The 24,106-nt window shown below is 50.4% G+C and carries 19 protein-coding genes; 12 read left to right on the top strand and 7 right to left on the bottom strand.

Annotated features, from left to right (window positions below):
• Window positions 1–64 precede the first annotated feature (64 nt).
• Together QMN38_RS05490 and cuyB are read right to left on the bottom strand one after the other, a co-directional pair.
• Window positions 65–1,363, bottom strand: coding sequence for an anaerobic C4-dicarboxylate transporter (locus QMN38_RS05490; protein WP_271440072.1), 1,299 nt, complete (start codon window positions 1,361–1,363; stop codon window positions 65–67).
• A 76-nt stretch (window positions 1,364–1,439) separates the two neighbouring features.
• Window positions 1,440–2,159 carry a cysteate racemase gene (gene cuyB, locus QMN38_RS05495; protein ID WP_323604667.1) on the bottom strand — a complete coding sequence of 240 codons (720 nt, stop codon included), beginning with the start codon at window positions 2,157–2,159 and terminating at the stop codon, window positions 1,440–1,442.
• A 352-nt stretch (window positions 2,160–2,511) separates the two neighbouring features.
• Here cuyB and hypT point away from each other — a divergent pair, with 352 nt between their 5' ends.
• The 4 genes from hypT to QMN38_RS05515 all read left to right on the top strand — a co-directional run bounded on the left by hypT (window position 2,512) and on the right by QMN38_RS05515 (window position 6,935).
• Complete coding sequence (gene hypT / locus QMN38_RS05500) at window positions 2,512–3,423, top strand: hypochlorite stress DNA-binding transcriptional regulator HypT (RefSeq protein ID WP_323604668.1); 912 nt, start codon at window positions 2,512–2,514, stop codon at window positions 3,421–3,423.
• Window positions 3,424–3,724: 301 nt separating this feature from the next.
• Complete coding sequence (locus QMN38_RS05505) at window positions 3,725–4,666, top strand: pseudouridine kinase (protein WP_271449617.1); 942 nt, start codon at window positions 3,725–3,727, stop codon at window positions 4,664–4,666.
• Window positions 4,654–5,589, top strand: coding sequence for a pseudouridine-5'-phosphate glycosidase (locus QMN38_RS05510; RefSeq protein ID WP_048211160.1), 936 nt, complete (start codon window positions 4,654–4,656; stop codon window positions 5,587–5,589). The genes QMN38_RS05505 and QMN38_RS05510 overlap by 13 nt, the downstream gene beginning before the upstream one ends.
• Window positions 5,590–5,684: 95 nt before the next feature.
• Window positions 5,685–6,935: a NupC/NupG family nucleoside CNT transporter gene (locus QMN38_RS05515; RefSeq protein ID WP_040230612.1), complete on the top strand. Its 1,251-nt coding sequence runs from the start codon at window positions 5,685–5,687 to the stop codon at window positions 6,933–6,935.
• A 129-nt stretch (window positions 6,936–7,064) separates the two neighbouring features.
• On the opposite strand, the gene QMN38_RS05520 is transcribed toward QMN38_RS05515, so the two are convergent.
• The 3 genes from QMN38_RS05520 to QMN38_RS05530 all read right to left on the bottom strand — a co-directional run bounded on the left by QMN38_RS05520 (window position 7,065) and on the right by QMN38_RS05530 (window position 10,322).
• Window positions 7,065–8,153, bottom strand: coding sequence for a sugar kinase (locus QMN38_RS05520; protein ID WP_323604669.1), 1,089 nt, complete (start codon window positions 8,151–8,153; stop codon window positions 7,065–7,067).
• A gap of 2 nt (window positions 8,154–8,155) precedes the next feature.
• Entirely contained in the window at window positions 8,156–9,013 is an 858-nt protein-coding gene (nfo, locus tag QMN38_RS05525; protein WP_323604670.1) for a deoxyribonuclease IV, read from the bottom strand.
• A 259-nt stretch (window positions 9,014–9,272) separates the two neighbouring features.
• Window positions 9,273–10,322: a YeiH family protein gene (locus tag QMN38_RS05530; RefSeq protein ID WP_137383674.1), complete on the bottom strand. Its 1,050-nt coding sequence runs from the start codon at window positions 10,320–10,322 to the stop codon at window positions 9,273–9,275.
• A 133-nt stretch (window positions 10,323–10,455) separates the two neighbouring features.
• On the opposite strand from QMN38_RS05530, the gene yieE reads away from it, so the two are divergent.
• Entirely contained in the window at window positions 10,456–11,337 is an 882-nt protein-coding gene (yieE, locus tag QMN38_RS05535; protein ID WP_048211165.1) for a DNA-binding transcriptional regulator YeiE, read from the top strand.
• Window positions 11,338–11,532: 195 nt separating this feature from the next.
• Window positions 11,533–13,002: a lysine-specific permease gene (gene lysP / locus QMN38_RS05540; RefSeq protein ID WP_137383673.1), complete on the top strand. Its 1,470-nt coding sequence runs from the start codon at window positions 11,533–11,535 to the stop codon at window positions 13,000–13,002.
• Between the two features lie 710 nt (window positions 13,003–13,712).
• Here lysP and QMN38_RS05545 read toward each other — a convergent pair.
• Window positions 13,713–15,698, bottom strand: coding sequence for a ligand-gated channel protein (locus tag QMN38_RS05545; RefSeq protein ID WP_323604671.1), 1,986 nt, complete (start codon window positions 15,696–15,698; stop codon window positions 13,713–13,715).
• A gap of 274 nt (window positions 15,699–15,972) precedes the next feature.
• Window positions 15,973–16,809, bottom strand: coding sequence for an S-formylglutathione hydrolase (fghA, locus tag QMN38_RS05550; protein WP_323604672.1), 837 nt, complete (start codon window positions 16,807–16,809; stop codon window positions 15,973–15,975).
• 321 nt (window positions 16,810–17,130) lie between these two features.
• Between fghA and folE the strand changes: the two genes are divergently transcribed.
• The 6 genes from folE to mglC all read left to right on the top strand — a co-directional run bounded on the left by folE (window position 17,131) and on the right by mglC (window position 24,050).
• A complete protein-coding gene (gene folE, locus QMN38_RS05555; protein WP_003027410.1) occupies window positions 17,131–17,799 on the top strand; it encodes a GTP cyclohydrolase I FolE in 669 nt (222 codons plus the stop codon).
• Window positions 17,800–17,813: 14 nt separating this feature from the next.
• Window positions 17,814–18,971 carry a DUF418 domain-containing protein YeiB gene (gene yeiB, locus QMN38_RS05560; RefSeq protein WP_323604673.1) on the top strand — a complete coding sequence of 386 codons (1,158 nt, stop codon included), beginning with the start codon at window positions 17,814–17,816 and terminating at the stop codon, window positions 18,969–18,971.
• A gap of 144 nt (window positions 18,972–19,115) precedes the next feature.
• Complete coding sequence (gene galS / locus QMN38_RS05565; RefSeq protein WP_271440065.1) at window positions 19,116–20,138, top strand: HTH-type transcriptional regulator GalS; 1,023 nt, start codon at window positions 19,116–19,118, stop codon at window positions 20,136–20,138.
• Window positions 20,139–20,433: 295 nt separating this feature from the next.
• Window positions 20,434–21,432, top strand: a complete 999-nt coding sequence (gene mglB, locus QMN38_RS05570) for a galactose/glucose ABC transporter substrate-binding protein MglB (protein WP_043016958.1) — start codon at window positions 20,434–20,436, stop codon at window positions 21,430–21,432.
• Between the two features lie 71 nt (window positions 21,433–21,503).
• Window positions 21,504–23,024, top strand: coding sequence for a galactose/methyl galactoside ABC transporter ATP-binding protein MglA (gene mglA / locus QMN38_RS05575; RefSeq protein WP_048211171.1), 1,521 nt, complete (start codon window positions 21,504–21,506; stop codon window positions 23,022–23,024).
• Between the two features lie 15 nt (window positions 23,025–23,039).
• A complete protein-coding gene (gene mglC, locus QMN38_RS05580) occupies window positions 23,040–24,050 on the top strand; it encodes a galactose/methyl galactoside ABC transporter permease MglC (RefSeq protein WP_005129205.1) in 1,011 nt (336 codons plus the stop codon).
• Window positions 24,051–24,106 lie beyond the last annotated feature (56 nt).

Raw genomic sequence — 24,106 nt, forward strand, 5'->3', positions numbered from 1 at the left:
GGTCAGGTAAGTCGCGAAGCATTCAGGGGGCGATATCGCTTTCGGCCCCCCAGAATAAAACGGGTCAGGCAATCATTGGCGCGATGATAAAACCAAAGGCAACGCCCGCGATGATCCCACCAAGTCCTGGTAACATAAACGGATGGTTTAAGACGTACTTGCCCACGCGTGTTGTCCCGGTGGTGTCGAACTCCATTGCCGCCAGTGAAGTGGGGTATGTGGGGAGAACAAACACACCAGTCACTGCCACATAGGAAGCCAGAATGGCCCAGGTGGGTACGCCGAGCGCGACGGCAAGCGGGATAATCAGCGGCGTGGTGGCTCCCTGCGAATAGAGCAGCGCGCAGGTCCCAAACAGTACCAGAGCCAACAGCATCGGGTAGGCCTGTAGAATATTACCCGCGATGTCTTTAATTTCCGCTAAGTGTGCGTCAATGAATGTGGTTCCCAGTGTAACAATGCCGAGAATGACGGCCAGCGAACTCATCCCTGCTCGAAAAGTGGATGTCAGTACAATGGCATCTGTAGATGTTTTGCATAACACGACCATCAGGCAAGCGGCAGATAACATGCAGATAATAATGATATCCCGCGTATTCATCGGACTACCGACGTCGAATCCCGGACGTAGCTGAGGGCAGGCAGCAAGGATGACGATGACGATGGTTGCCAGCATAAACAGAGCGACGGAAAGCACGGCACCCGGCGTCGTACTACTCTGGCTTTCATATTTACGGACCAGACCTTTTTGCAGGCGTTGCAGATACACTTCGTCATCCTGTAGCTCGCACCCCTGGCGTGAAGCGATGAATGCGGCCACCATGGCGGCAACGAACGAGGCGGGCAGGCATACCGCCATGACCTGTATAAAGCTGACGCCGTTTCCTTCCATGATGGTCAGCATTGCAGCCATTGCAGCACTGATCGGTGAGCCGGATATTGCCACCTGAGAGGCGACGACGGACCCTGCGAGTGTGCGTGAGGGGCGGATACCAGACTCTTTTGCGACTTCGGCAATGACCGGTAGGGTAGAAAAAACAATAAACCCGGTCCCCGCCATAATGGTCATCGACCAGGTAATAATAGGCGCAATAATATTGATATATTTAGGGTTACGCCGCATAAAGTTCCCGGCAACACGTACCAGATAATCCATACCTCCGGCGGCCTGTAGCGCCGATGCTGCCACGACAACCGTCATAATAATAAGAATAACGTCCACGGGCGGCGAACCAATTTGCAGCCCAAATCCCAGCGTTAATATAGCCAGCCCCAGCCCGCCACATAAACCGATACCAATTCCGCCAAGGCGGATGCCAAAGAATATTGCCCCTAACACTACGATAATTTCCAGCCAAATCATGATGGCCTCCGCCAGAGAATAATTGGTTATTAAAATGGGTGTTTATTTAATGCAACAATTAGCCAGGTATAGATTTTCATTGCACCAAAAGGTGATTTTTACCAACGCGTTTCTCGTACCATTTAATACCGGCGCGAACCAACGAACCGGTTGAATCAATATATTTTTCAGGTGATGTTTTGACAGCCTCAGCAAGGATGACGGGGACTTCCGTACATCCCAGGACGATAACTTGTGCGCCACGAGAAAAGAGTGCTTGAGCCTGTTCATTCATCAGCATTTGTGCCCGCTTAGCATCACCGGCTTTTAAGCAATAGATGCTTTTCATCACTTTTTCCTGACTGGCAGAGTCAGGACTGATGCAGGTTAGCCCAAGCGATTCAATGCCTTTCTGATAGAGACCCATGTATAACGTGGCGTTGGTGGCGAGCAGTCCAATACGTGATTTTCCACAGTTATTGACCTCGTTGATGGTCGTTTCAACGATACTGAGCAACTCTGTGTGACAGCACTCTTTTAATTCATTAAACCAAAAGTGGGCGGTATTACAGGGGATCACAATACACTCCGCGCCAGCATCTTCGAGTTTATGCATATAATCACGCATTGCCGGGAGTGGGGAATTACCATGATGCATTAATGCGTCAGTTCGGTCAGGAATGTCAGGAATAGATGAAATAATTAATGGGATATGTTCCTGGTCACGTTGTGCCGCGGTAAAGGTGACGAATTTATTAAAGAGATCGACGGTTGCCGCTGGCCCCATACCACCAAGTACACCAATTAAACCTTTCACGATATATACCTCAATTCACCGATGATTAATATTCAGAGCTACGTTGTATCTGCTGGTTATGTTTAACAGCAGTGAGGCGTGAGGAGAAATGCAATAATGTTTTGTTCAATGCAAAAACCGCATGGATGTGGCTTCGTTTGTCATCTCAGCAGGCCGATATTCAGCCTGAGGTCCGACAATACGCGGCAGGCGAGCGGTCGTGGCCGAGGGGGAGTGAGGCATGGTAATGTTGAAAACGAAGGCTTGATGCAAAAAACGAATCACCAGGTGGCGATGATGAATTTCATCTCTGGAAATATTCAGGCATGATGCTTAAAGCCAATTGGCATATTTAAACATCCGCGTGACAGGCATGAAAAATATTGAGACAAAATGGTTATATGATTTCCTGACGCTGGAGGCGTGTCGTCATTTTTCCCAAGCGGCCGAGGAACGCAATATATCCCAACCGGCATTTAGCAGGCGGATCAAGGCGCTCGAATCAGCCGTGGGGGTACAGCTTTTTGATCGCACGACGAGCCCACTGCAACTCACGGAGGAGGGTAAGTTATTCCATTCGCAAACCCGTAGTCTGCTGCAACAGCTGGAATGCAATCTGGATGAGCTAAGTGGGCACAACCTGCTTGGGGTACCCAATATCAAAATAGCGGCGGCACATTCTCTGTCGCTGACGATGTTGCCCCGCTTAGTGCACTCAATGGCGGCCTGGGGGGAAGAGTTTGTTTATCACGTCGAGGCGATTGATGTGGTGCAAGCGGTGAATACCCTGCGTGAAGGGAAAAGTGATTTTATTATCTCCTTTCGGGATGAAGATTTAATGCAGTCACCTTTCTGCGGTTTGAAGGTTTTTGAGTCTGAGCTGTATCCCGTCTGTGCGACTGACGCGCAGGGGAAGGCGTTGTTTGATATCTATCAGCCGCAGGTGCCGATTCTGAACTATACCAGCACATCCTACATGGGAAGATTGGTAAACCGTCATCTGGCGGAAGTGGGGGGCATTTCTGCTCGTACTCTGTTTATGTCTTCGATGAGTGAGTTATTGAAAAATATGGCATTAGATGGGCATGGTATCGCCTGGCTACCGGCGTGGACTATCGTAAACGAACTGCGCGACAAGCGGCTGGTTTGTCTGCAGACGCCGGAACTGATGGTGCCTATTCAGGCCTATATTTACCGGATGGACACCCGCCTGAATAAAACGGCTGAGCACTTCTGGCGGATTTTGTACAACCACATGCCGGAGGATCTGGTTTCGCTCAGTTAATGCACGCAGTCCGCCTGGCGCATCTGAAAAACCTCCGGTTATCCGGAGGTTTTTTTTCTGGATTGTTCAATTTGTGTTCTGTCTCTCATTTTTTCTCTCCCTTGCAAACTGTATCTATAAAAAATTGTGACTCTGTTCATATCTATTTATTTTAGATCTTGCGGATGGATTTACTTTACAAAAAACCTGGCTAACATGAACACGTGTTTGATAGTGAACATGTGCTCTAATAATCCTTTTGGTGGTAAGGGTTATTTCTGACGAACTTATTAGTGGTAATTATATTGCCAGGGGACGTGCTATGCGTGAAAAGGAATACATAGTAACCATTGGCTCGGCCAATATGGATGTCGCCGGGTATTCGCATGCTTCTCTGAATTATGCGGACTCGAATCCGGGAAAAATAAAATTTACGCCAGGCGGCGTGGGACGCAATATCGCTCATAATTTGGCGCTGCTGGGGAAAGATTCATGGTTACTGACTGCCGTTGGTAACGATTTCTATGGGCAATCACTGCTGGCGCAAACTAATCAATCTGGTGTTCATGTCGAAAAATGCCTGATTGTTGCTGGAGAAAATACATCAAGCTATTTGTCGCTGCTTGATAATACCGGTGAGATGCTGGTTGCCATTAATGATATGAGTATTACTGACCACATTTCAGCGGATTTTTTGTCGCAACATCGTGATTTTATTCGTGCAGCAAAAGTTATTGTTGCTGACTGTAATATCAGCGAAGACGCGCTGACATGGGTGTTGGAAAACGCGGGTGAGGTACCGGTGTTTGTTGACCCGGTATCGGCATGGAAGTGCGTTAAAATTCGCGAACAACTCGGCAAAATCCACACCTTAAAACCTAATCGACTTGAAGCTGAAACCCTGAGTGGTATTGCACTCTCCGGGCGAGAGGATGTTGGTAAAGTTGCCACGTGGTTTCATGAACGCGGCCTAAACCGTCTGGTGCTCAGCATGGGGGGGGACGGTGTTTATTATAGTGATATCTCAGGGAGTAGCGGCTGGTCGCTGCCCATTAAAACTCACGTCATTAATGTTACGGGGGCGGGTGATGCCATGATGGCAGGACTGGCATCCTGCTGGGTAGACGGTTTGCCCTTTATTGATTCGGTTCGATTTGCGCAGGGTTGCTCATCTATGGCGCTGGCCTGTGAATATACCAATAACCCTGATTTGTCTGTTGCGAATGTTAGCTCAATAGTGGAGAACACAGAATGTCTGAATTAACTCTTTCCTCTGAATTATTACAAATATCTCCAGAAGTTCAGGAAGCATTAAACAGTAAAAAACCTATTGTTGCACTTGAATCAACCATTATTTCCCATGGCATGCCATTTCCACAGAATGCGCAGACAGCAATTGAAGTAGAAGAAACTATTCGCAAACATGGTGCTGTGCCTGCAACCATTGCCATTATTGGCGGAGTAATGAAAGTTGGCTTGAGTAAAGACGAAATTGAGCTTTTGGGACGTGAAGGGCATAACGTTGCTAAAGTAAGTCGTCGAGATTTACCGTTTGTTGTCGCCGCCGGGAAAAATGGCGCAACTACCGTTGCCTCTACCATGATTATTGCCGCTATGGCGGGAATTAAAGTATTTGCAACCGGGGGTATCGGTGGTGTTCACCGTGGGGCTGAGCATACATTTGATATTTCTGCGGATCTGCAAGAACTGGCACATACCAATGTCACGGTTATTTGCGCAGGGGCAAAATCTATTCTCGATCTCGGATTAACAACCGAATATTTAGAAACCTTCGGTGTGCCGCTCATTGGTTATCAGACAACATCACTGCCAGCGTTTTTCTGCCGCACCAGCCCGTTTGACGTCAGTATTCGTCTGGACAGCGCAAAAGAAATTGCCCGTGCGATGGCGGTGAAATGGCAAACCGGCCTGAACGGCGGTCTGGTTGTCGCAAACCCAATCCCTGAACAGTTTGCAATGGCAGAGGAAAAAATTAACGCGGCAATCGATAGGGCAGTGAAGGAAGCTGAAGAGCAGGGCGTTGTGGGCAAAGATAGCACGCCGTTCCTTCTGGCACGGGTTGCAGAACTGACCGGAGGCGACAGTCTGAAATCTAACATTCAGTTGGTGTTCAACAACGCCGTACTGGCTTGCGAGATTGCGAAGGAATATCAACGCCTCGCCTGACCGAATTTACCGGGCAGAAAGTGGTCGCCCGTGAATATCAAACCTACCAAAACCTGGCGTTAGCGCCGGGTTTCCTGGCATGAAGGGATTTCATTATGGATATAATGAGAAGTGTTGTGGGTATGGTGGTATTACTGGCCATCGCGTTTCTGCTGTCAGTAAATAAAAAACGTATTAGCCTGCGTACCGTTGGTGCTGCGTTGGTTCTGCAAATCGCCATTGGCGGTATCATGTTGTATTTCCCTCCGGGGAAATGGCTGGTTGAACAGGCGGCACTCGGCGTCCACAAGGTCATGTCATATAGCGATGCAGGAAGTGCATTTATTTTTGGCTCGTTGGTCGGTCCTAAAATGGATGTGCTGTTTGACGGTGCCGGTTTTATCTTTGCCTTCCGGGTTCTCCCTGCCATCATTTTTGTTACCGCGCTGATAAGCCTGCTTTACTACATTGGCGTAATGGGACTGTTGATCCGTATTCTCGGTGGTATTTTCCAGAAAGCGCTGAACATCAGTAAAATCGAATCATTTGTTGCGGTGACGACGATTTTTCTCGGGCAAAACGAAATTCCGGCAATCGTGAAACCCTTTATTGATCGCCTGAATCGCAATGAGCTGTTTACTGCAATTTGTAGCGGGATGGCGTCTATTGCGGGTTCAATGATGATTGGTTATGCCGGAATGGGGGTCCCCATCGATTATTTGTTGGCGGCATCATTGATGGCAATTCCTGGCGGGATTTTGTTCGCGCGTATGTTGAGCCCGGCAACAGAAGAATCTCGCGTTACCTTCGAGAATCTGTCGTTTACTGAGACACCACCGAAAAGCATCATCGAAGCGGCGGCGAGCGGGGCGATGACCGGGCTGAAGATTGCCGCAGGCGTTGCGACGGTGGTAATGGCATTTGTCGCTATTATTGCGTTAATTAACGGCATTATTGGTGGCGTTGGCGGCTGGTTTGGCTTCGGTCACGCGACCCTGGAAGGCATTTTTGGCTATATCCTGGCTCCGCTGGCATGGATTATGGGGGTGGACTGGAGCGATGCAACGCTGGCGGGGAGCCTGATCGGGCAGAAGCTGGCGATTAATGAGTTTGTCGCTTATCTCAACTTCTCACCGTACCTGCAAACGGGTGGGACGTTGGATGTGAAGACCATTGCGATTATTTCGTTTGCCCTGTGTGGTTTTGCAAACTTTGGTTCGATTGGTGTCGTCGTCGGTGCGTTTTCAGCCATTGCGCCACAGCGCGCACCGGAAATCGCACAGCTTGGGATGAGAGCACTGGCTGCGGCAACGCTTTCTAACCTGATGAGCGCCACAATAGCCGGTTTCTTTATTGGTTTAGCATAGCCGGATGACGGCTAACGCCTTATCCAGCCTACGAGGAAGAGTTGTTGCTTGTAGGCCGGGTGGTGGCAGTTTGCGAGGAAGTGTCGTTGTTTGTAGGCCGGATAAGCGTAGCGCCATCCGGCATTATATCTAAGTGGTTTTCAGCAAATACAGGGCATTATCGGCGGAGAGCGTCGGGTTGTTAATACTGACGCTGGCGCGTGATAATGCTGCACAGGCCATTGCAAACTGCGCGCTTTCGCGGAACGCACTGCCTTCCAGAAAGCTGTATAACAATCCCGCCATAAATGCGTCATCGGCACCGAAGCTGTCTATCACTGTATGCTTCGGCGGTGTCAGTAAAAATTGCTCTCCGTCCTTTTCGCTGCAAAAAACGGATTCGTCTTCCAGACATACAAAGATGCGTTTTACCCCCTGTTGATGGAGGTCGTTGACGGCCTGCACGCGGTCCCCATCCGACTGGACAGGCTTACCCCATAAAATGCCAAGCTCTTTCTGCGTGGGTTTGAGCGTATGAATACGTGTAAACCAGGTCTTCATTTTTGCTGCTTTGAACTCTGAAACGGTATCAATAAATACCGGAATGTCATCAGCAATAGTAAATACCCACTCGATGGCTTCAGCCGTCAGGTTGCAATCTGCCAGCACGACGCCGGAATGGCGGATAAGATCCCGTGAACCGTTCAGCAACTGCGGCGTTAGCTGTTGCAGAATGTGGGTATCGTTAATCGCCAGTACGGTCTCTTCCTGCTGATTCGCGATCGACAAATAGGTGGAGGTGTTATGTCCATGCAGACGAATACAGTTGGAAACGTTAACACCAGCCTGACGGGTCTGTTCCAGCAGCGTTTCGCCATAGAAATCGCTGCCAACCGCGGAAATTAAATGCACGTCACGGCCCAGTAGTGCCAGGTTGTGGGCGATGTTTCGTCCCACGCCACCAGCAGAACAGTGGATGCTGCCGGGGTTAGATGCGGCTTGAGGATAGTGGATGTCAGCGACACCACGAATATCCATGTTTATTGCCCCGACGACGACGCAATAATCTTGTTCGGTAAGGATATAACCTTTACCTTTGATCATTCCTTTGCGCATCAAATCCATAATATGTGCGGCGACGCGCGAACGGCTGATCTGCAAAATATCGGCGATTTCATTTTGCTGTATTAGCGGATTGCGACGCAGGATCTTAAGGATCTGCTTTTCCCTGTCGTTCATGATTATGCAACCGCCTTTTCAGTTTGCTGCGCTTTCAGCCATGCAATTTCTTCGGCCCAGATATCAGGGTTGATGGTTTCCAGTACCAGTGGGATGCCGTCAAAACGGCTGTCCTGCATGATCCAGCGGAATGCATCATGACCGATATTGCCTTCCCCTAAGCTATGGTGGCGGTCAACGCGGCTGCCAAATGCGCTCTTGGCATCGTTCAGGTGCATACCGCGTAAATAGTTAAAGCCGACAATACGTTCAAATTCAGCGAATGTCTTTTCACACTCGTCAGCGGAACGCAAATCGTAACCGGCCGCGAAGGCGTGGCAGGTGTCGATGCAGACACCTACACGGGATTTATCCTCGACGCCGTCGATGATTGCCGCCAGATGCTCGAACTTAAAACCAAGATTACTGCCTTGCCCGGCAGTGTTTTCAATGACTGCCGTCACGCCCTGAGTCTGAGCAAGGACAATGTTGATTGATTCCGCAATACGCGCCAGGCATTCATCTTCCGGGATCTGCATTAAGTGGCTGCCCGGGTGAAAGTTAAGCAGGGATAAACCAAGCTGCTCGCAGCGCTGCATTTCATCAAGAAAAGCATCGCGTGATTTTTCCAGCGCCTCGCTGACGGGATGGCCGAGGTTAATCAGGTAGCTGTCATGTGGCAGGATTTGTGCGGAGGAAAAGTGATATTTCTCGCAGGCTGCCTTGAAGTCATCAATGACTTCAGTGGTCAATGGTGCAGCGCGCCACTGGCGCTGATTTTTGGTGAACAGGGCGAATGCGGTCGCTTCGATTTCTGCAGCTCGAATAGCAGCGTTAGCCAGACCGCCAGCGGCGCTTACATGCGCTCCGATGTATTTCATAATGATTCCCTAAATAGTTCGAGTTGCAGGAAGGTGGCAAGAGAGAGACAAATTCGTCAGGAACGAATTTGACCAGCCAAAGGCTGGCCTCTGGTGAGGGACATGGATGTCCCTCATTAATCCCCGGGAGCGTACTTCAGTACGTGACTGGGGTGAACGAGCGCAGCCAACGCGCCTGCAACTTGAAATATGACGGGAAAAACCCGCCATACTCAAAAGGGAAGAGTATAGCGGGTTAATGGAGGTGAGTCGTGATCGATTATGCCATCAGCGCGTGGATGGCAACGTTAATCGCGCCACCGCCCACAATCAGCCAGACAAACAGCACCAGTGCCATCAGCAGAGGTTTTGCACCGGCTTTTTTCAGTGCACTCACGTGAGTGGTTAACCCCAGTGCTGCCATCGCCATAGCCAGCAACACGGTGTCCAGCGTAACCAGCATGTTCACCACTGACTGTGGCAGCAGGTGGAACGAGTTAAAAATCGCGACCACAATAAACAGGATGGCAAACCACGGAATAGTGATTTTACTTTTCTCTCCGCCGGTCGCCGGAGACAGTTGTTTAACACGTGCTGCCAGGATGATGAGGAACGGAGCCAGCATCATGACGCGCAGCATTTTAGCAATGACGGCTGCGTTTTCAGCTTCCGGGGTGATTGCATGCCCGGCGGCAACAACCTGTGCAACTTCATGCATCGTGGAGCCAATATAAATCCCGTAGGTTTCCGGGCTAAACCAGTGCGCCAGTAGCGGATACATTGCCGGGTACAGGAAGATAGCAATGGTCCCGAAGATAACCACGGTAGCAACGGCGACCGTTACCTTACTGGCTTCTGCTTTCACCACCGGCTCAGTGGCTAATACCGCGGCGGCACCACAAATGCTGCTCCCCGCACCAATCAACCAACTGGTGTGTTTGTCCAGACCAAATACTTTCTGTCCGAGGAAACAGGCCAGCATAAAGGTGCTGCTGAGCGTCAGGACATCAATGACGATACCGCTGACACCAACGTCGGCTATTTGGGCGAAGGTGAGGCGGAAACCATACAGGATGATCCCCAGACGCAGTAAATGTTGCTTGGCAAACAGCACGCCACCGTCACAGCTTTTCCAGATTTGTGGATACACGGTGTTGCCGATAACCATCCCGAATAAGATGGCTAAGGTGAGGGCGCTGAACCCGGCACCTGCGACGGCGGGAATGGAACCTCCCCATAAGGCGGCCCCGGTGATAACTGCACTCAGGGCAAGCCCCGGAATAAAATGCCACACTGTACGACGATGATTCTGTAGGGCGAGTTCAGTCATAACCCCTCCTGAACAATTTGAATGATTTCTTGGCAAAAATTGTAAGGTGAAGTGGCTTAAAAATAAAATTGATTATATATTTATAATTAATCTTTATAAGTGGTAAGCACGGGCTACCCGGTGGAAAACGACTATGCATATCACCCTGCGACAACTTGAAGTGTTTGCTGAGGTACTGAAAAGCGGCTCGACGACTCAGGCATCTGTCATGTTGTCATTGTCGCAGTCGGCGGTGAGTGCTGCGCTTACCGATTTAGAAGGGCAACTTGGCGTACAACTGTTTGACCGCGTGGGCAAGCGGCTGGTCGTCAATGAGCACGGGCGCTTACTCTATCCGCGTGCGTTGGCCTTGCTCGAGCAAACGACAGAAATCGAACAGCTTTTTCGTGAAGATAATGGCGCGATTCGCGTCTATGCCAGTAGCACCATCGGCAACTATATTTTACCTGCCATGATTGCAGGTTACCGGCGTGATTTCCCCGACTTGCCGTTGGAACTCAGCGTGGGCAACAGCCAGGATGTTATCAATGCTGTGCTGGATTTTCGGGTCGACATCGGGCTTATCGAAGGGCCATGTCACAGTACGGAGATCATCTCTGAACCGTGGCTGGAAGATGAGCTGGTGGTATTTGCTGCGCCGTCATCGCCGCTAACCACGGGTCCCGTGACGCTGGAGCAACTTGCGGCTTCGCCCTGGATCCTGCGCGAACGTGGGTCCGGTACTCGCGAGCTGGTGGATTATCTGTTGCTGTCTCATCTACCGAGATTTCAGATGGCAATGGAGTTGGGTAACTCTGAGGCCATTAAACATGCTGTTCGCCATGGACTGGGGATCAGCTGCTTGTCACGTCGGGTTATTGCAGAACAACTGCAGGCAGGAACGTTAAGCGAAGTTCCTGTGCCGTTGCCGCGTCTGGTCCGCACGCTTTGGCGCGTCCATCATCGCCAAAAACATCTTTCAAACTCGCTGCTGCGTTTTTTACGTTATAGCGACCAGGTAGAGCAGGTTGAATAAGACGCTGATGCGTCGCACCTGCAATGAACACCTCATCTTCAACTGAGGGCGATCGTCATACGTTGCCCAGTTTCTGCTTTACTTATAATCCGCGGCCAGTCATGAAGGTCTCTTATAACTGCGCATTTGTGCCGGAAGAATGCCATTTCGTCTGCTACAATCGCGCCTCATTTTTTGGATGGATAGCATTTTCACATGGTTTCCGAAACTAAAACCACAGAAGCGCCCACGCTACGCCGTGAACTGAAGGCGCGTCACCTGACGATGATCGCCATTGGCGGTTCCATCGGTACGGGTCTTTTCGTTGCATCTGGTGCAACTATTTCTGCGGCGGGTCCTGGCGGCGCGCTGTTTTCCTATATTCTGATTGGCCTGATGGTGTACTTCCTGATGACCAGTCTCGGTGAGCTGGCAGCCTATATGCCGGTTTCCGGTTCGTTCTCTACCTACGGTCAGAACTATGTAGAAGAAGGCTTTGGCTTCGCGCTCGGCTGGAACTACTGGTACAACTGGGCGGTAACTATCGCCGTGGACCTGGTGGCCGCACAATTGGTCATGAGCTGGTGGTTCCCGGATACGCCAGGCTGGATCTGGAGTGCGCTGTTCCTTGGCGTTATCTTCCTGCTGAACTACATTTCGGTACGTGGATTTGGCGAAGCAGAGTATTGGTTCTCACTGATCAAAGTTACCACCGTGATTATCTTCATCGTGGTTGGCGTGATGATGATTATCGGTATCTTCAAAGGTGCTCAACCGGTGGGTTGGAGTAACTGGACGACAGGTGATGCACCCTTTGCTGGCGGTTTTGCCGCCATGATTGGTGTGGCGATGATCGTCGGCTTCTCCTTCCAGGGGACCGAGTTGATTGGTATCGCCGCGGGCGAATCTGAAGATCCAGAGAAGAACATTCCGCGCGCGGTGCGCCAGGTATTCTGGCGAATCCTGCTGTTTTATGTGTTCGCGATTTTGATTATTAGCCTGATTATCCCGTATACCGATCCGAGCCTGCTGCGCAATGATGTAAAAGATATCAGCGTCAGCCCGTTCACGCTGGTATTCCAGCACGCGGGTCTGCTGTCTGCGGCGGCGGTGATGAACGCCGTTATCCTGACGGCGGTGCTGTCGGCGGGTAACTCCGGCATGTATGCATCAACACGTATGCTCTACACCCTGGCATGTGACGGTAAAGCGCCGCGTATTTTCTCTAAACTGTCTCGTGGCGGTGTACCGCGTAACGCGCTGTATGCAACGACTGTCGTGGCAGGTCTGTGCTTCCTGACATCCATGTTTGGTAACCAGACTGTGTACCTGTGGCTGTTGAACACCTCCGGGATGACGGGCTTTATCGCCTGGCTGGGAATTGCAATTAGCCACTATCGTTTCCGTCGTGGCTATGTGTTGCAGGGCCATGATATTAAGGATCTGCCGTATCGTTCTGGCTTCTTCCCTCTGGGGCCGATTTTTGCCTTTGTTCTGTGCCTGATAATCACCCTGGGTCAAAACTACGAAGCGTTCCTGAAAGATACCATTGACTGGGGTGGCGTAATGGCAACCTACATTGGTATCCCGCTGTTCCTGATCATCTGGTTTGGCTATAAGCTGACCAAAGGAACCCGTTTCGTGCGTTACAGCGAAATGCACTTTCCGAAACGTGTGAAGAAGTAATCTTGTACCTGATGGTACCGCGCTTATCCGGCCTACGTAAAATAGTGTAGGTCGGGTAAGGCCTCCGTGTTGCCATCCGGCAGACAATAACCCTCCTCCGGCACTCACCCTGTTCAGTTAACATTTTAGTTTCAGAAAGCATCAACATGTGTTGGCGGGGTAATGAACATGCTCTCTCTGAGAAAGGGTTCCGTTCACCTCATGTTCATCGCTTTTCTGCACCTTGAACGCCGGTGAACGTGTTAAGGGGGCTATCGCGCACCCTTAACAATCCCGGCTCCCGGCACGCCTGACCACCTGTATTTTTATTTGAACATGTTTGAACAGCAAAACAGATTTAACTGAAAGTCAGAGAGTTGAAGCGACACCCTGGTCCGGCTGAAAATCGATGAGGCGTTGACGGCTGACCGGGGCTGCCCGCAGGGATGCGGGCAGAGGGGACGGCCTGCAGGGACGCAGGCTCGACCCCGACCCGACAGGCAGACGGCATAAGACGAATAGCTCGCGCAGCGACGATTTTCCGTGCCGGGAGCCTGGGTTGCAAGGGAGGCGGCGGTGAGCCTCCCTTGCACGTTCACGGGTATCTGTGATTCAAAGAAGTGATACCGTTGAAGTGAACGGAACCCCGTAGCGGAATAAAATGTTCTCCATACATGCTTAACTAACAGGCATTAGACATTCACCTTGCCGGGGTTTTTATTGTCCAAACTTTAGAAGTTGTAAGTCAGGCCAACAGTGTAGCGACGACCATCAAGCACGGTGTCATAGGTATCGTAATCAATCTGTTTATCCAGCACGTTATACACGCCCGCAGTAAGCAGTACATCTTTGGTCGCGTAGTAACGCATACCGACATCGACCTGGGTATAGGAAGGGGTGCCTTGCGCCATGGAGGTACGGCTCAGGTATTCTGATGTTTTGCCACGCAGATTCAAACGGCTCCAGAAACCGATGTCCTGCGTTGCCTGCCAGTCCAGTGTGGTGTTAAACATATGCTTTGGCATTTTGTTTAACGGCTGACCCGAGAACTGGCCGCTTTTCTGTTCAGATTCAGTGTAGGTATAGTTCGCTGTCCAGTTGATGTCGGAGGTCATCTTCCAACCGAAGGTGGATTCGACGCCGCGCATATTGGCTTTATCAACGTTAACCCGATCGCTGACAAAGTCGTAATGGGTGCTGCCAATAGTACAAGCCGGATCGGCGCTGCTGTTACAGCGACGCACTTCGGTGATTTTGTTTTTGAAGTCGGTATTGAACAGCGTGACGCCCGCATTGAGGTCATTGCCGTTATCCCACAGTAAACCGATCTCTTCGCTCAGGCTTTTTTCTGGTTTCAGATCCGGGTTGCCGACGATGATACCGTTCAGACGACCGCCACCGGTCACTTGCCCCCAGCTTGCGGATGACTGGCGCAGGTCCGGTGCACGATAGCCCGCAGAAACACCGCCTTTTAAGGTCCACTGATCGCTCAGGTGCCATACGCCATAGCCGCGCGGCGTCCAGTTGTCACCGTAGTTTTCATCTTTATCCATACGCAGACCACCGGTCAGCGTGAAAGTATCGGTAACCGCCCATTCATCTTCGGCAAACAGCGCCCAGCTCCAGCGGGTCAATTTGTTCAGACCGTCAGCTGCTTGCAGTTGGTTGCCGTTATCGCGGAGTTTTTCATAACGGTATTGCCCGCCAACTGTCAGGGTGTGCGCCCCGAGGAAGACCTGGTTCTGGTTATTGAAGATCGTATTGTAGGATTTCATCTGACGACCAGGGTTTTTGGTCTCTTCCTGCTGAACATAGCTGGTGCTGTTGAAATCGTCGTAATAACCGCTGTGGGTTAATGAATACGTTGTGTGTTCATAACGGTTGTAGCTTTTGCTGTTTGGCTTACAAACACCGTTACGGCAGTTTTCTGCCGCCATCGATTCGCCCGGCGTGCTGTTGCGATCCTGGAGTTCATGCGCGACATCGAAGTCGATGTCATTTTTATCATCCGGGGTGAAGTTGAGGGTGAGTCCGCCGTTGCGCAAGCGCTGTTCATTGTAACCATTGACTATCTTATCTTCTCCGCGATGGGAGAACAGCCCGGTCACTTTTGCGCCGAGTAGCCCGTCGATCAGTGGTCCGGACGCGTAGGCATTTGTCTGGTAAAGGTCACCGGAGTCCCGATCTTCCTGGAGGGTAGCATCACCATGTAGGGAGCCGGTCCAGGCTTTGGTATTCGAGACTTTTTTGGTGATCACGTTAATCACGCCGCCCATGGCGTCAGAGCCGTACAGAGACGACATCGGGCCGCGGATCACTTCGATACGTTCGATGGATTCCAGTGGCGGCAGCCAGCCTTGCTCAATACCCGCGTTGTCGCTGTTCGGGCGCGTACCGCGTGTGCTGATACGTTTGCCGTTAACCAGGAAGAGCGTGTATTGCGAGGCCATACCGCGGATGCTGATATCACTGCTGCTACCGCCGCCGGTCACAACAACACCAGGGACGTCTTTCAGTGCATCGGTCACATCGCGATACGCTTTATCTTCGATCTGCTGCTTAGTAATAACCGAAATGGAGGCGGGGGCATCCTGAATTTTTTGCTCAAACCCGGTGGCGGTAACGACCACGGTATCCTGGTCGGCGGCATAAACGAGTGATGGGAGACTCGCGACGCATACTGCGGCGGCTACAGCCTTAACGTGAGGTATAGTCATTTGTATCATTCCATTTAAATGAATCTAACTGCGTGTCATGTGAAAGGCCATGACAATTGTATGTATTTGTCTTTTAAGGACTCTTTTCAGTAAAGAAGCGGGGGGATTGTACAAAAGTATGAATTTTTGTAAACACAAATGATAATAGAAATCATTTGTGTTTGACATGAAATTTGGGGAAGTATTTATAAAATCAATGAGATAGCGGCGAAATAAAAATGGATAAAAAGTGAAGGAATAATGGAGAAACCAAGAGGGCTTGCGCCCTCGAAGTCTACTTCAGCAAATATTGGGCGTGGAAACGCAGGTGATCTTCAATAAAAGATGCAATGAAGTAATAGCTATGATCATAGCCAGGCTGAATGCGTAATGTCATCGGCCATGCAGTCTGACGGGCGGTTTCGGCCAGGACTGCGGGTTGCAGCTGATCGGCGAGAAACTGATCGCTATCCCCCTGATCAATAAGCGTTGGGATCGCATCTTCTGGTTTGCTGTCCAGCATCAGTGCAGAGCTGTCCCATTCCGCCCACCGTGATTTATCTTCACCCAGATAGGCGCTAAAGGCTTTCTCACCCCACGGTACGCGACATGGATTGACGATGGGGGCGAAGGCAGAAACGCTGGTGTATTTGCCAGGATTTTTCAGTGCCATGATCAGTGCACCATGCCCCCCCATTGAGTGCCCACTGATGGCGCAGCGATCGCTGACGTTAAACTGTGACTGAATGAGTGCTGGCAGCTCATCACGCATATAGTCATACATGCGGAAATGTGAGGCCCACGGTTGTTGCGTGGCATTGAGATAAAATCCGGCACCCTGGCCTAAATCGTAGCCTTCATCATTGGCGACCTGTTCCCCACGCGGGCTGGTATCAGGCATCACCAGAACGATGCCCAGTTCAGCCGCAATACGTTGTGCTCCGGCTTTAGTGGTGAAGTTTTCATCATTGCAGGTCAAACCTGACAGCCAGTACAGCACCGGAGGCGGGGTGTTATCCCGGGGAGGTGGAAGAAAAATACTGAAGGTCATGGTGCAATTTAACGTGATGGAGTCGTGACGCCAGCGTTGCTGCCAGCCTTCAAAACAGCGGTGCTCTTCAAGCATTTCCATGCGTGGCTCCTTGTTGTGTTGAACCTGAATGTGTTTGCGAACTCACCATAATACAGATTATTCATTGCACTGTGAGTAACTTTCACTTCCGCATTGAGCAAACATACTTCATCATCTATATAACTTTACATTAACACTCGAATTCACCCGGTTGAACGACGTTTGAAATCTGTGTGCTAAAAGGCAGCACCAATTTCAATAATTATCGCGGCGAATACTGGATTATGTGCGCCGCCTCACGCACAATGTTCTGGCTGTGACACAGCCTAAAAACTTTGCCCCACGCAGGGCAGAGGCGCCCCACCTGCAGGAGAAAAAGAAATGTCATCACTCAGTAAAGAAGCGGCCCTGGTTCATGAAGCGCTGGTCGCGCGTGGTCTTGAAACACCGCTACGCCCGCCCGTGCAAGAGATGGATAATGAAACGCGCAAACGTCTTATCTCCGGTCATATGACCGAGATTATGCAATTGCTCAATCTTGATTTGAGCGATGACAGTCTGATGGAAACGCCACATCGCATCGCAAAAATGTATGTCGATGAGATTTTCTCCGGCCTCGATTACGCCAATTTCCCTAAAATCACCGTCATTGAAAATAAGATGAAAGTGGATGAGATGGTCACGGTTCGCGATATCACGCTGACCAGCACCTGCGAACATCACTTCGTCACGATTGATGGCAAAGCGACGGTGGCCTATATTCCGAAAGATTCGGTTATCGGTCTGTCGAAGATTAACCGCATTGTGCAGTTCTTCGCCCAGCGCCCACAGGTCCAGGAACGGTTGACTCAGCAAATACTCACCGCGCTGCAAACGCTGCTCGGGACGAATAATGTGGCGGTGTCAATTGATGCTGTGCATTACTGCGTGAAAGCGCGTGGTATCCGTGATGCGACCAGCGCCACCACCACGACCTCGCTTGGCGGATTGTTTAAGTCCAGCCAGAATACGCGTCAGGAATTCCTGCGCGCCGTGCGTCACCACAACTGATCAGGGCAGGGGCCATGGAGCGTAATGTCACGCTGGATTTTATTCGTGGCGTCGCCATCCTCGGCATCCTGCTTCTCAATATTAGCGCCTTTGGTCTGCCAAAGGCGGCCTATCTGAATCCTGCCTGGTACGGCAGCATTACCCCGTCAGATGCCTGGACCTGGGCTGTGCTTGATCTCTTTGCGCAGGTGAAATTCCTCACGCTGTTTGCGCTGTTGTTTGGCGCGGGTTTGCAGATGCTGCTACCGCGAGGCAAACGTTGGATCCAGTCGCGACTCACTTTGCTGGTCCTGCTGGGGTTTATTCACGGTTTGCTGTTCTGGGATGGCGATATCCTGCTGGCGTATGGTCTCACCGGGCTGATTTGCTGGCGGTTGGTTCGCGATGCCCCTTCCGTCAAAAGTCTGTTTAATACCGGCGTGTTGCTCTATCTGGTGGGCGTTGGCGTGCTGTTGCTGCTGGGGTTTATCTCCGGAAGTGAGACCAGTCGGGCCTGGACACCGGATGCTTCTGCGTTGCTGTATGAGAAATACTGGAAAATTAACGGCGGGATGGAAGCGGTCAGTAATCGTGTGGATATGCTGTCGAATAGCTTACTGGCGCTGGGCGCACAGTACGGCTGGCAGTTGGCGGGGATGATGCTGCTGGGCGCGGCATTGATGCGCAGCGGTTGGCTGAAAGGGCAGTACAGTTTGCAGCACTATCGACGTACCGGCGCGTTATTGGTCATTATTGGCATTGCGATTAACCTGCCTGCTATCGTTGCGCAGTGGCATCTGGATTGGGCATATCGCTGGTGCGCTTTTCTGTTGCAGGCTCCGCGTGAGCTGGGCGCGCCGTTTCAGACAATTGGCTATGCCGCGTTGCTGTTTGGTTTCTGGCCGCAGCTTAGCCGTTTAAAATGGGTTGTTGCGATAGCCTGCGTTGGACGCATGGCACTGACTAACTATCTGTTACAAACCTTAATTTGTACCACGCTGTTTTATCAATTCGGCTTATTTATGAAATATGACCGACTGACGCTGATGTTATTTGTCATTCCGGTCTGGGCCGTTAACCTGCTTTTCTCCGTCATTTGGTTGCATTTTTACCGGCAAGGCCCGGTAGAATGGCTATGGCGTCAATTAACCCTGCGTGCGTCAGGGACATCATTACCGCGAACATCCAGATAACGATCTGGATCACATTCATTAACAAAATGGATGTAAGCGCTTTCATTCCTGTGACATCACTCACGCAGTCCGTTTCGTTGTGCTGACAAAATACACAGCCTGGGGTGTCTGCGGGCAGCCGCAATCTAAAACAGGGCAGTGAATATGGTAACCATACGTGATGTGGCACGGCAGTCTGGCGTTTCTGTAGCGACTGTTTCCCGCGTACTCAACAACAGCGCGCTGGTGAGTCCTGACACGCGTGAAGCGGTAATGAAAGCAGTGACTCAGCTCGGCTATCGCCCAAACGCCAATGCACAAGCGCTGGCGACGCAGGTGAGCGACACGATTGGTGTCGTGGTGATGGATGTTTCAGACGCATTTTTTGGCGCGCTGGTCAAAGCCGTGGACCTGGTTGCCCAGCAGCATCAGAAGTACGTCCTGATAGGCAACAGCTACCACGAAGCTGAAAAAGAACGTCACGCCATTGAGGTACTGATTCGTCAGCGTTGTAACGCACTGATTGTTCACTCGAAAGCGTTGAGCGATCGCGAGCTGGCGGAGTTTATGGATCAGATCCCCGGTATGGTGCTGATCAACCGCATTGTGCCGGGCTATGCGCATCGTTGCGTCTGTCTGGATAATATTAGCGGCGCCAAAATGGCAACCCGCATGCTGTTGAATAATGGGCATCAACGTATTGGTTACCTGGCATCAAGTCACCGCATTGAGGACGACGCAATGCGTAAAGAAGGGTGGCTAAGTGCCCTGAAAGAACAGGGTGTTACTCCTGCCGACAGCTGGATAGGTACTGGTTCACCGGATATGCAGGGCGGAGAGTCCGCAATGGTGGAACTGCTGGGACGCAACCTGCAACTGACGGCTGTCTTCGCTTACAACGACAATATGGCCGCTGGCGCGCTAACGGCGCTAAAAGACAACGGCATCGCCATTCCATTACATCTGTCTATCATTGGTTTCGACGATATTCCCATCGCACGTTACACCGACCCGCAGCTGACAACAGTGCGCTATCCCATTGCTTCTATGGCAAAAATGGCCACCGAGCTTGCGCTACAAGGCGCGGCGGGAACGCTGGATCCTGATGCAACTCATTGCTTTATGCCGACACTGGTGCGGCGCCATTCTGTGGCTTTGCGGCAGAATGCGGCACCGATCACTAACTGATAATGTCGGGCTATGTAACCGCTTTCAATATGTGAGTAAATTCACAGTATCTTAACAATGCGATAGCTATGATGACACTGTTTGCTGCGCTGTAACTACTATGTAACGGTGAATAATCACTTTCATCGAGGTATAGGCGTCTTAAACAAAAATTAAAGCCTGTTTTTGGAGCGTTGCCAGACACGGAAGAAATATTTTTAAAAGTGAGCTTCGGCGTTCAGTAACACTTCAGTAACGTTCTGCCTGCCGAGCATTTATCTCAAGCACTACCCTGCATAATAAAACCGGAGATACCATGAATAAGAAGGTGTTGACCCTGTCTGCTGTAATGGCAAGCATGTTATTCGGCGCGGCTGCGCACGCTGCTGATACCCGCATTGGTGTGACTATCTATAAATATGACGATAACTTTATGTCTGTGGTACGTAAGGCTATTGAAAAAGATGCCAAAGCGGCACCGGATGTACAGTTGCTGATGAATGACTCGCAAAACGATCAGTCCAAACAGAACGATCAGATTGATGTGTTGTTGGCAAAAGGCGTTAAAGCACTGGCCATCAACCTGGTTGACCCGGCAGCAGCAGGAACGGTAATTGAAAAAGCACGTGGTCAGAACGTACCGATTGTATTCTTCAACAAAGAGCCTTCCCGTAAAGCGCTGGACAGCTATGACAAAGCCTATTACGTCGGTACTGACTCCAAAGAGTCCGGGATTATTCAGGGTGATTTGATTGCCAAGCACTGGGCCGCTAACCCGAACTGGGATCTGAATAAAGACGGCAAAATTCAGTTTGTACTGCTGAAAGGCGAACCGGGACATCCGGATGCCGAAGCGCGTACGACCTACGTGATTAAAGAGCTGAATGATAAAGGCATTAAAACTGAGCAGTTGCAGTTAGATACCGCAATGTGGGATACCGCCCAGGCGAAAGATAAAATGGATGCGTGGATGTCTGGTCCTAACGCAAACAAAATTGAAGTGGTTATCGCCAACAATGACGCCATGGCGATGGGCGCAGTTGAAGCGCTGAAAGCGCACAACAAAACCAGCGTCCCGGTATTTGGCGTCGATGCGCTGCCTGAAGCACTGGCTCTGGTGAAATCTGGTGCCATGGCCGGTACCGTGCTGAACGATGCAAACAACCAGGCGAAAGCGACCTTCGATCTGGCGAGAAACCTGGCTGATGGCAAAGGCGCGGCAGACGGCACCAACTGGAAAATTGAGAACAAAATTGTTCGCGTTCCATATGTAGGTGTCGATAAAGATAATCTGGCAGAGTTCACCAACAAATAAATACTCCGTCTGTGGGCGCAATTTCATTGCGCCCTTAATTACGCACTCTGCAAGGCCAACAAGGTATAATTATGGTCAGCACTAATACTCAGTCGTCAGGCGAATACTTGTTGGAAATGAGCGGCATCAACAAGTCCTTTCCCGGCGTTAAGGCTCTTGATAATGTCAATTTAAAAGTCCGCCCACATTCTATTCATGCTCTGATGGGCGAGAATGGCGCAGGAAAGTCAACATTATTAAAATGTCTTTTTGGGATCTATCAAAAAGATTCCGGTAGTATTTTATTTCAGGGTAAAGAAATCGATTTTCATTCTGCTAAAGAAGCGCTTGAGAATGGTATTTCAATGGTACACCAGGAATTAAACCTGGTATTACAACGTTCTGTAATGGACAACATGTGGCTGGGGCGCTATCCCACCAAAGGTATGTTTGTCGATCAGGAAAAAATGTACCGCGATACCAAAGCGATTTTCGATGAACTGGATATTGATATCGATCCGCGTGCGCGTGTCGGAACATTATCTGTTTCGCAAATGCAGATGATTGAAATTGCCAAAGCATTTTCGTATGACGCCAAAATCGTCATTATGGATGAACCGACCTCATCGTTAACCGAGAAAGAGGTTAATCATCTGTTTACCATCATCCGTAAGCTGAAAGAGCGTGGGTGCGGGATTGTGTATATTTCTCACAAAATGGAAGAAATCTTTCAACTGTGTGATGAAATTACCGTGCTGCGCGACGGTCAATGGATTGCGACCCAGCCGCTGGAAGGGCTGGACATGGATAAGATCATCGCCATGATGGTCGGACGTTCATTGAACCAACGTTTCCCGGATAAAGAGAATAAGCCGGGAGAAGTGATTCTGGAAGTGCGTAACCTGACTTCTCTGCGTCAGCCGTCGATTCGTGATATCTCTTTTGATCTCCATAAAGGGGAGATTCTCGGCATTGCCGGTCTGGTTGGCGCGAAACGCACCGATATCGTTGAAACGTTGTTTGGCATTCGTGAGAAATCATCGGGCACGATTACGCTCCACGGCAAAAAAATCAATAACCACAGCGCGAATGAAGCGATTAACCATGGTTTTGCGCTGGTCACCGAAGAGCGTCGCTCTACCGGTATTTATGCCTATCTGGACATTGGTTTTAACTCGTTAATTTCCAATATCCAAAACTATAAAAATAAAGTCGGCCTGCTGGATAACTCCCGCATGAAGAGCGATACCCAGTGGGTAATTGACTCGATGAGGGTAAAAACACCAGGGCATCGTACGCAAATTGGTTCGCTTTCTGGTGGTAATCAGCAAAAGGTGGTCATTGGCCGTTGGTTGTTAACGCAGCCTGAAATCCTGATGCTGGATGAACCTACACGCGGTATCGATGTTGGTGCAAAATTTGAGATTTATCAGTTGATTGCTGAACTGGCGAAAAAAGGAAAGGGGATCATTATTATTTCCTCTGAAATGCCAGAATTGCTAGGTATAACCGATCGTATTCTGGTGATGAGCAATGGCCTCGTCGCGGGAATTGTTGAAACCAAAACCACAACGCAAAACGAAATCCTCCGTCTTGCGTCTTTGCACCTTTAAGATTAGGGGCTCCTCATGAGTGCGTTAAATAAGAAAAGTTTTCTTACTTACCTGAAAGAAGGCGGAATTTACGTTGTTCTTTTGGTTTTGCTGGCAATTATTATTTTCCAGGATCCCACTTTCTTAAGTTTACTGAACTTGAGTAATATTCTGACGCAATCCTCCGTGCGTATTATTATCGCGCTGGGTGTTGCCGGGCTGATTGTTACGCAAGGGACGGACCTGTCAGCAGGGCGCCAGGTTGGCCTGGCGGCGGTCGTTGCAGCAACCTTGCTGCAGTCGATGGAGAACGCCAACAAGGTGTTCCCGGAAATGGCGACGATGCCCATTATTGTGGTCGTGCTGATTGTCTGCGTTATCGGTGCTGTCATCGGTCTGGTAAACGGTATCATCATTGCTTATCTGAATGTGACGCCCTTTATTACCACCCTCGGTACGATGATTATCGTCTACGGTATTAACTCCCTGTATTACGACTTTGTTGGAGCATCGCCAATTTCTGGCTTTGACAGCGGGTTCTCAACCTTTGCGCAGGGCTTTATTGCGCTGGGTAGTTTCCGACTCTCCTACATTACTTTCTATGCCTTGATTGCCGTGGCCTTTGTTTGGGTGCTGTGGAACAAGACCCGTTTTGGTAAAAATATTTTCGCTATCGGCGGTAACCCTGAAGCGGCGAAAGTGTCCGGTGTAAACGTGGCGCTGAACCTGCTGATTATCTATGCGCTGTCTGGTGTGTTCTATGCCTTCGGTGGATTGCTGGAAGCAGGGCGTATCGGTTCTGCGACCAACAACCTCGGCTTTATGTACGAGCTGGATGCCATTGCGGCATGCGTGGTTGGCGGCGTGTCGTTCAGCGGTGGCGTGGGGACGGTTTTCGGCGTGGTGACCGGTGTGATTATCTTCACCGTCATCAACTACGGTCTGACCTACATCGGCGTGAACCCTTACTGGCAGTACATTATTAAGGGCGGCATCATCATCTTCGCCGTCGCGCTGGATTCACTGAAATACGCACGTAAGAAGTAACGATTAAAACGCTAAAAGCCCGGCGCAGCGCAATCTGCACCGGGCTTTTTTGTGAG

This window comes from Citrobacter sp. R-1.5.2 (assembly GCF_035064245.1).
Classification (GTDB): Bacteria; Pseudomonadota; Gammaproteobacteria; order Enterobacterales; family Enterobacteriaceae; genus Citrobacter.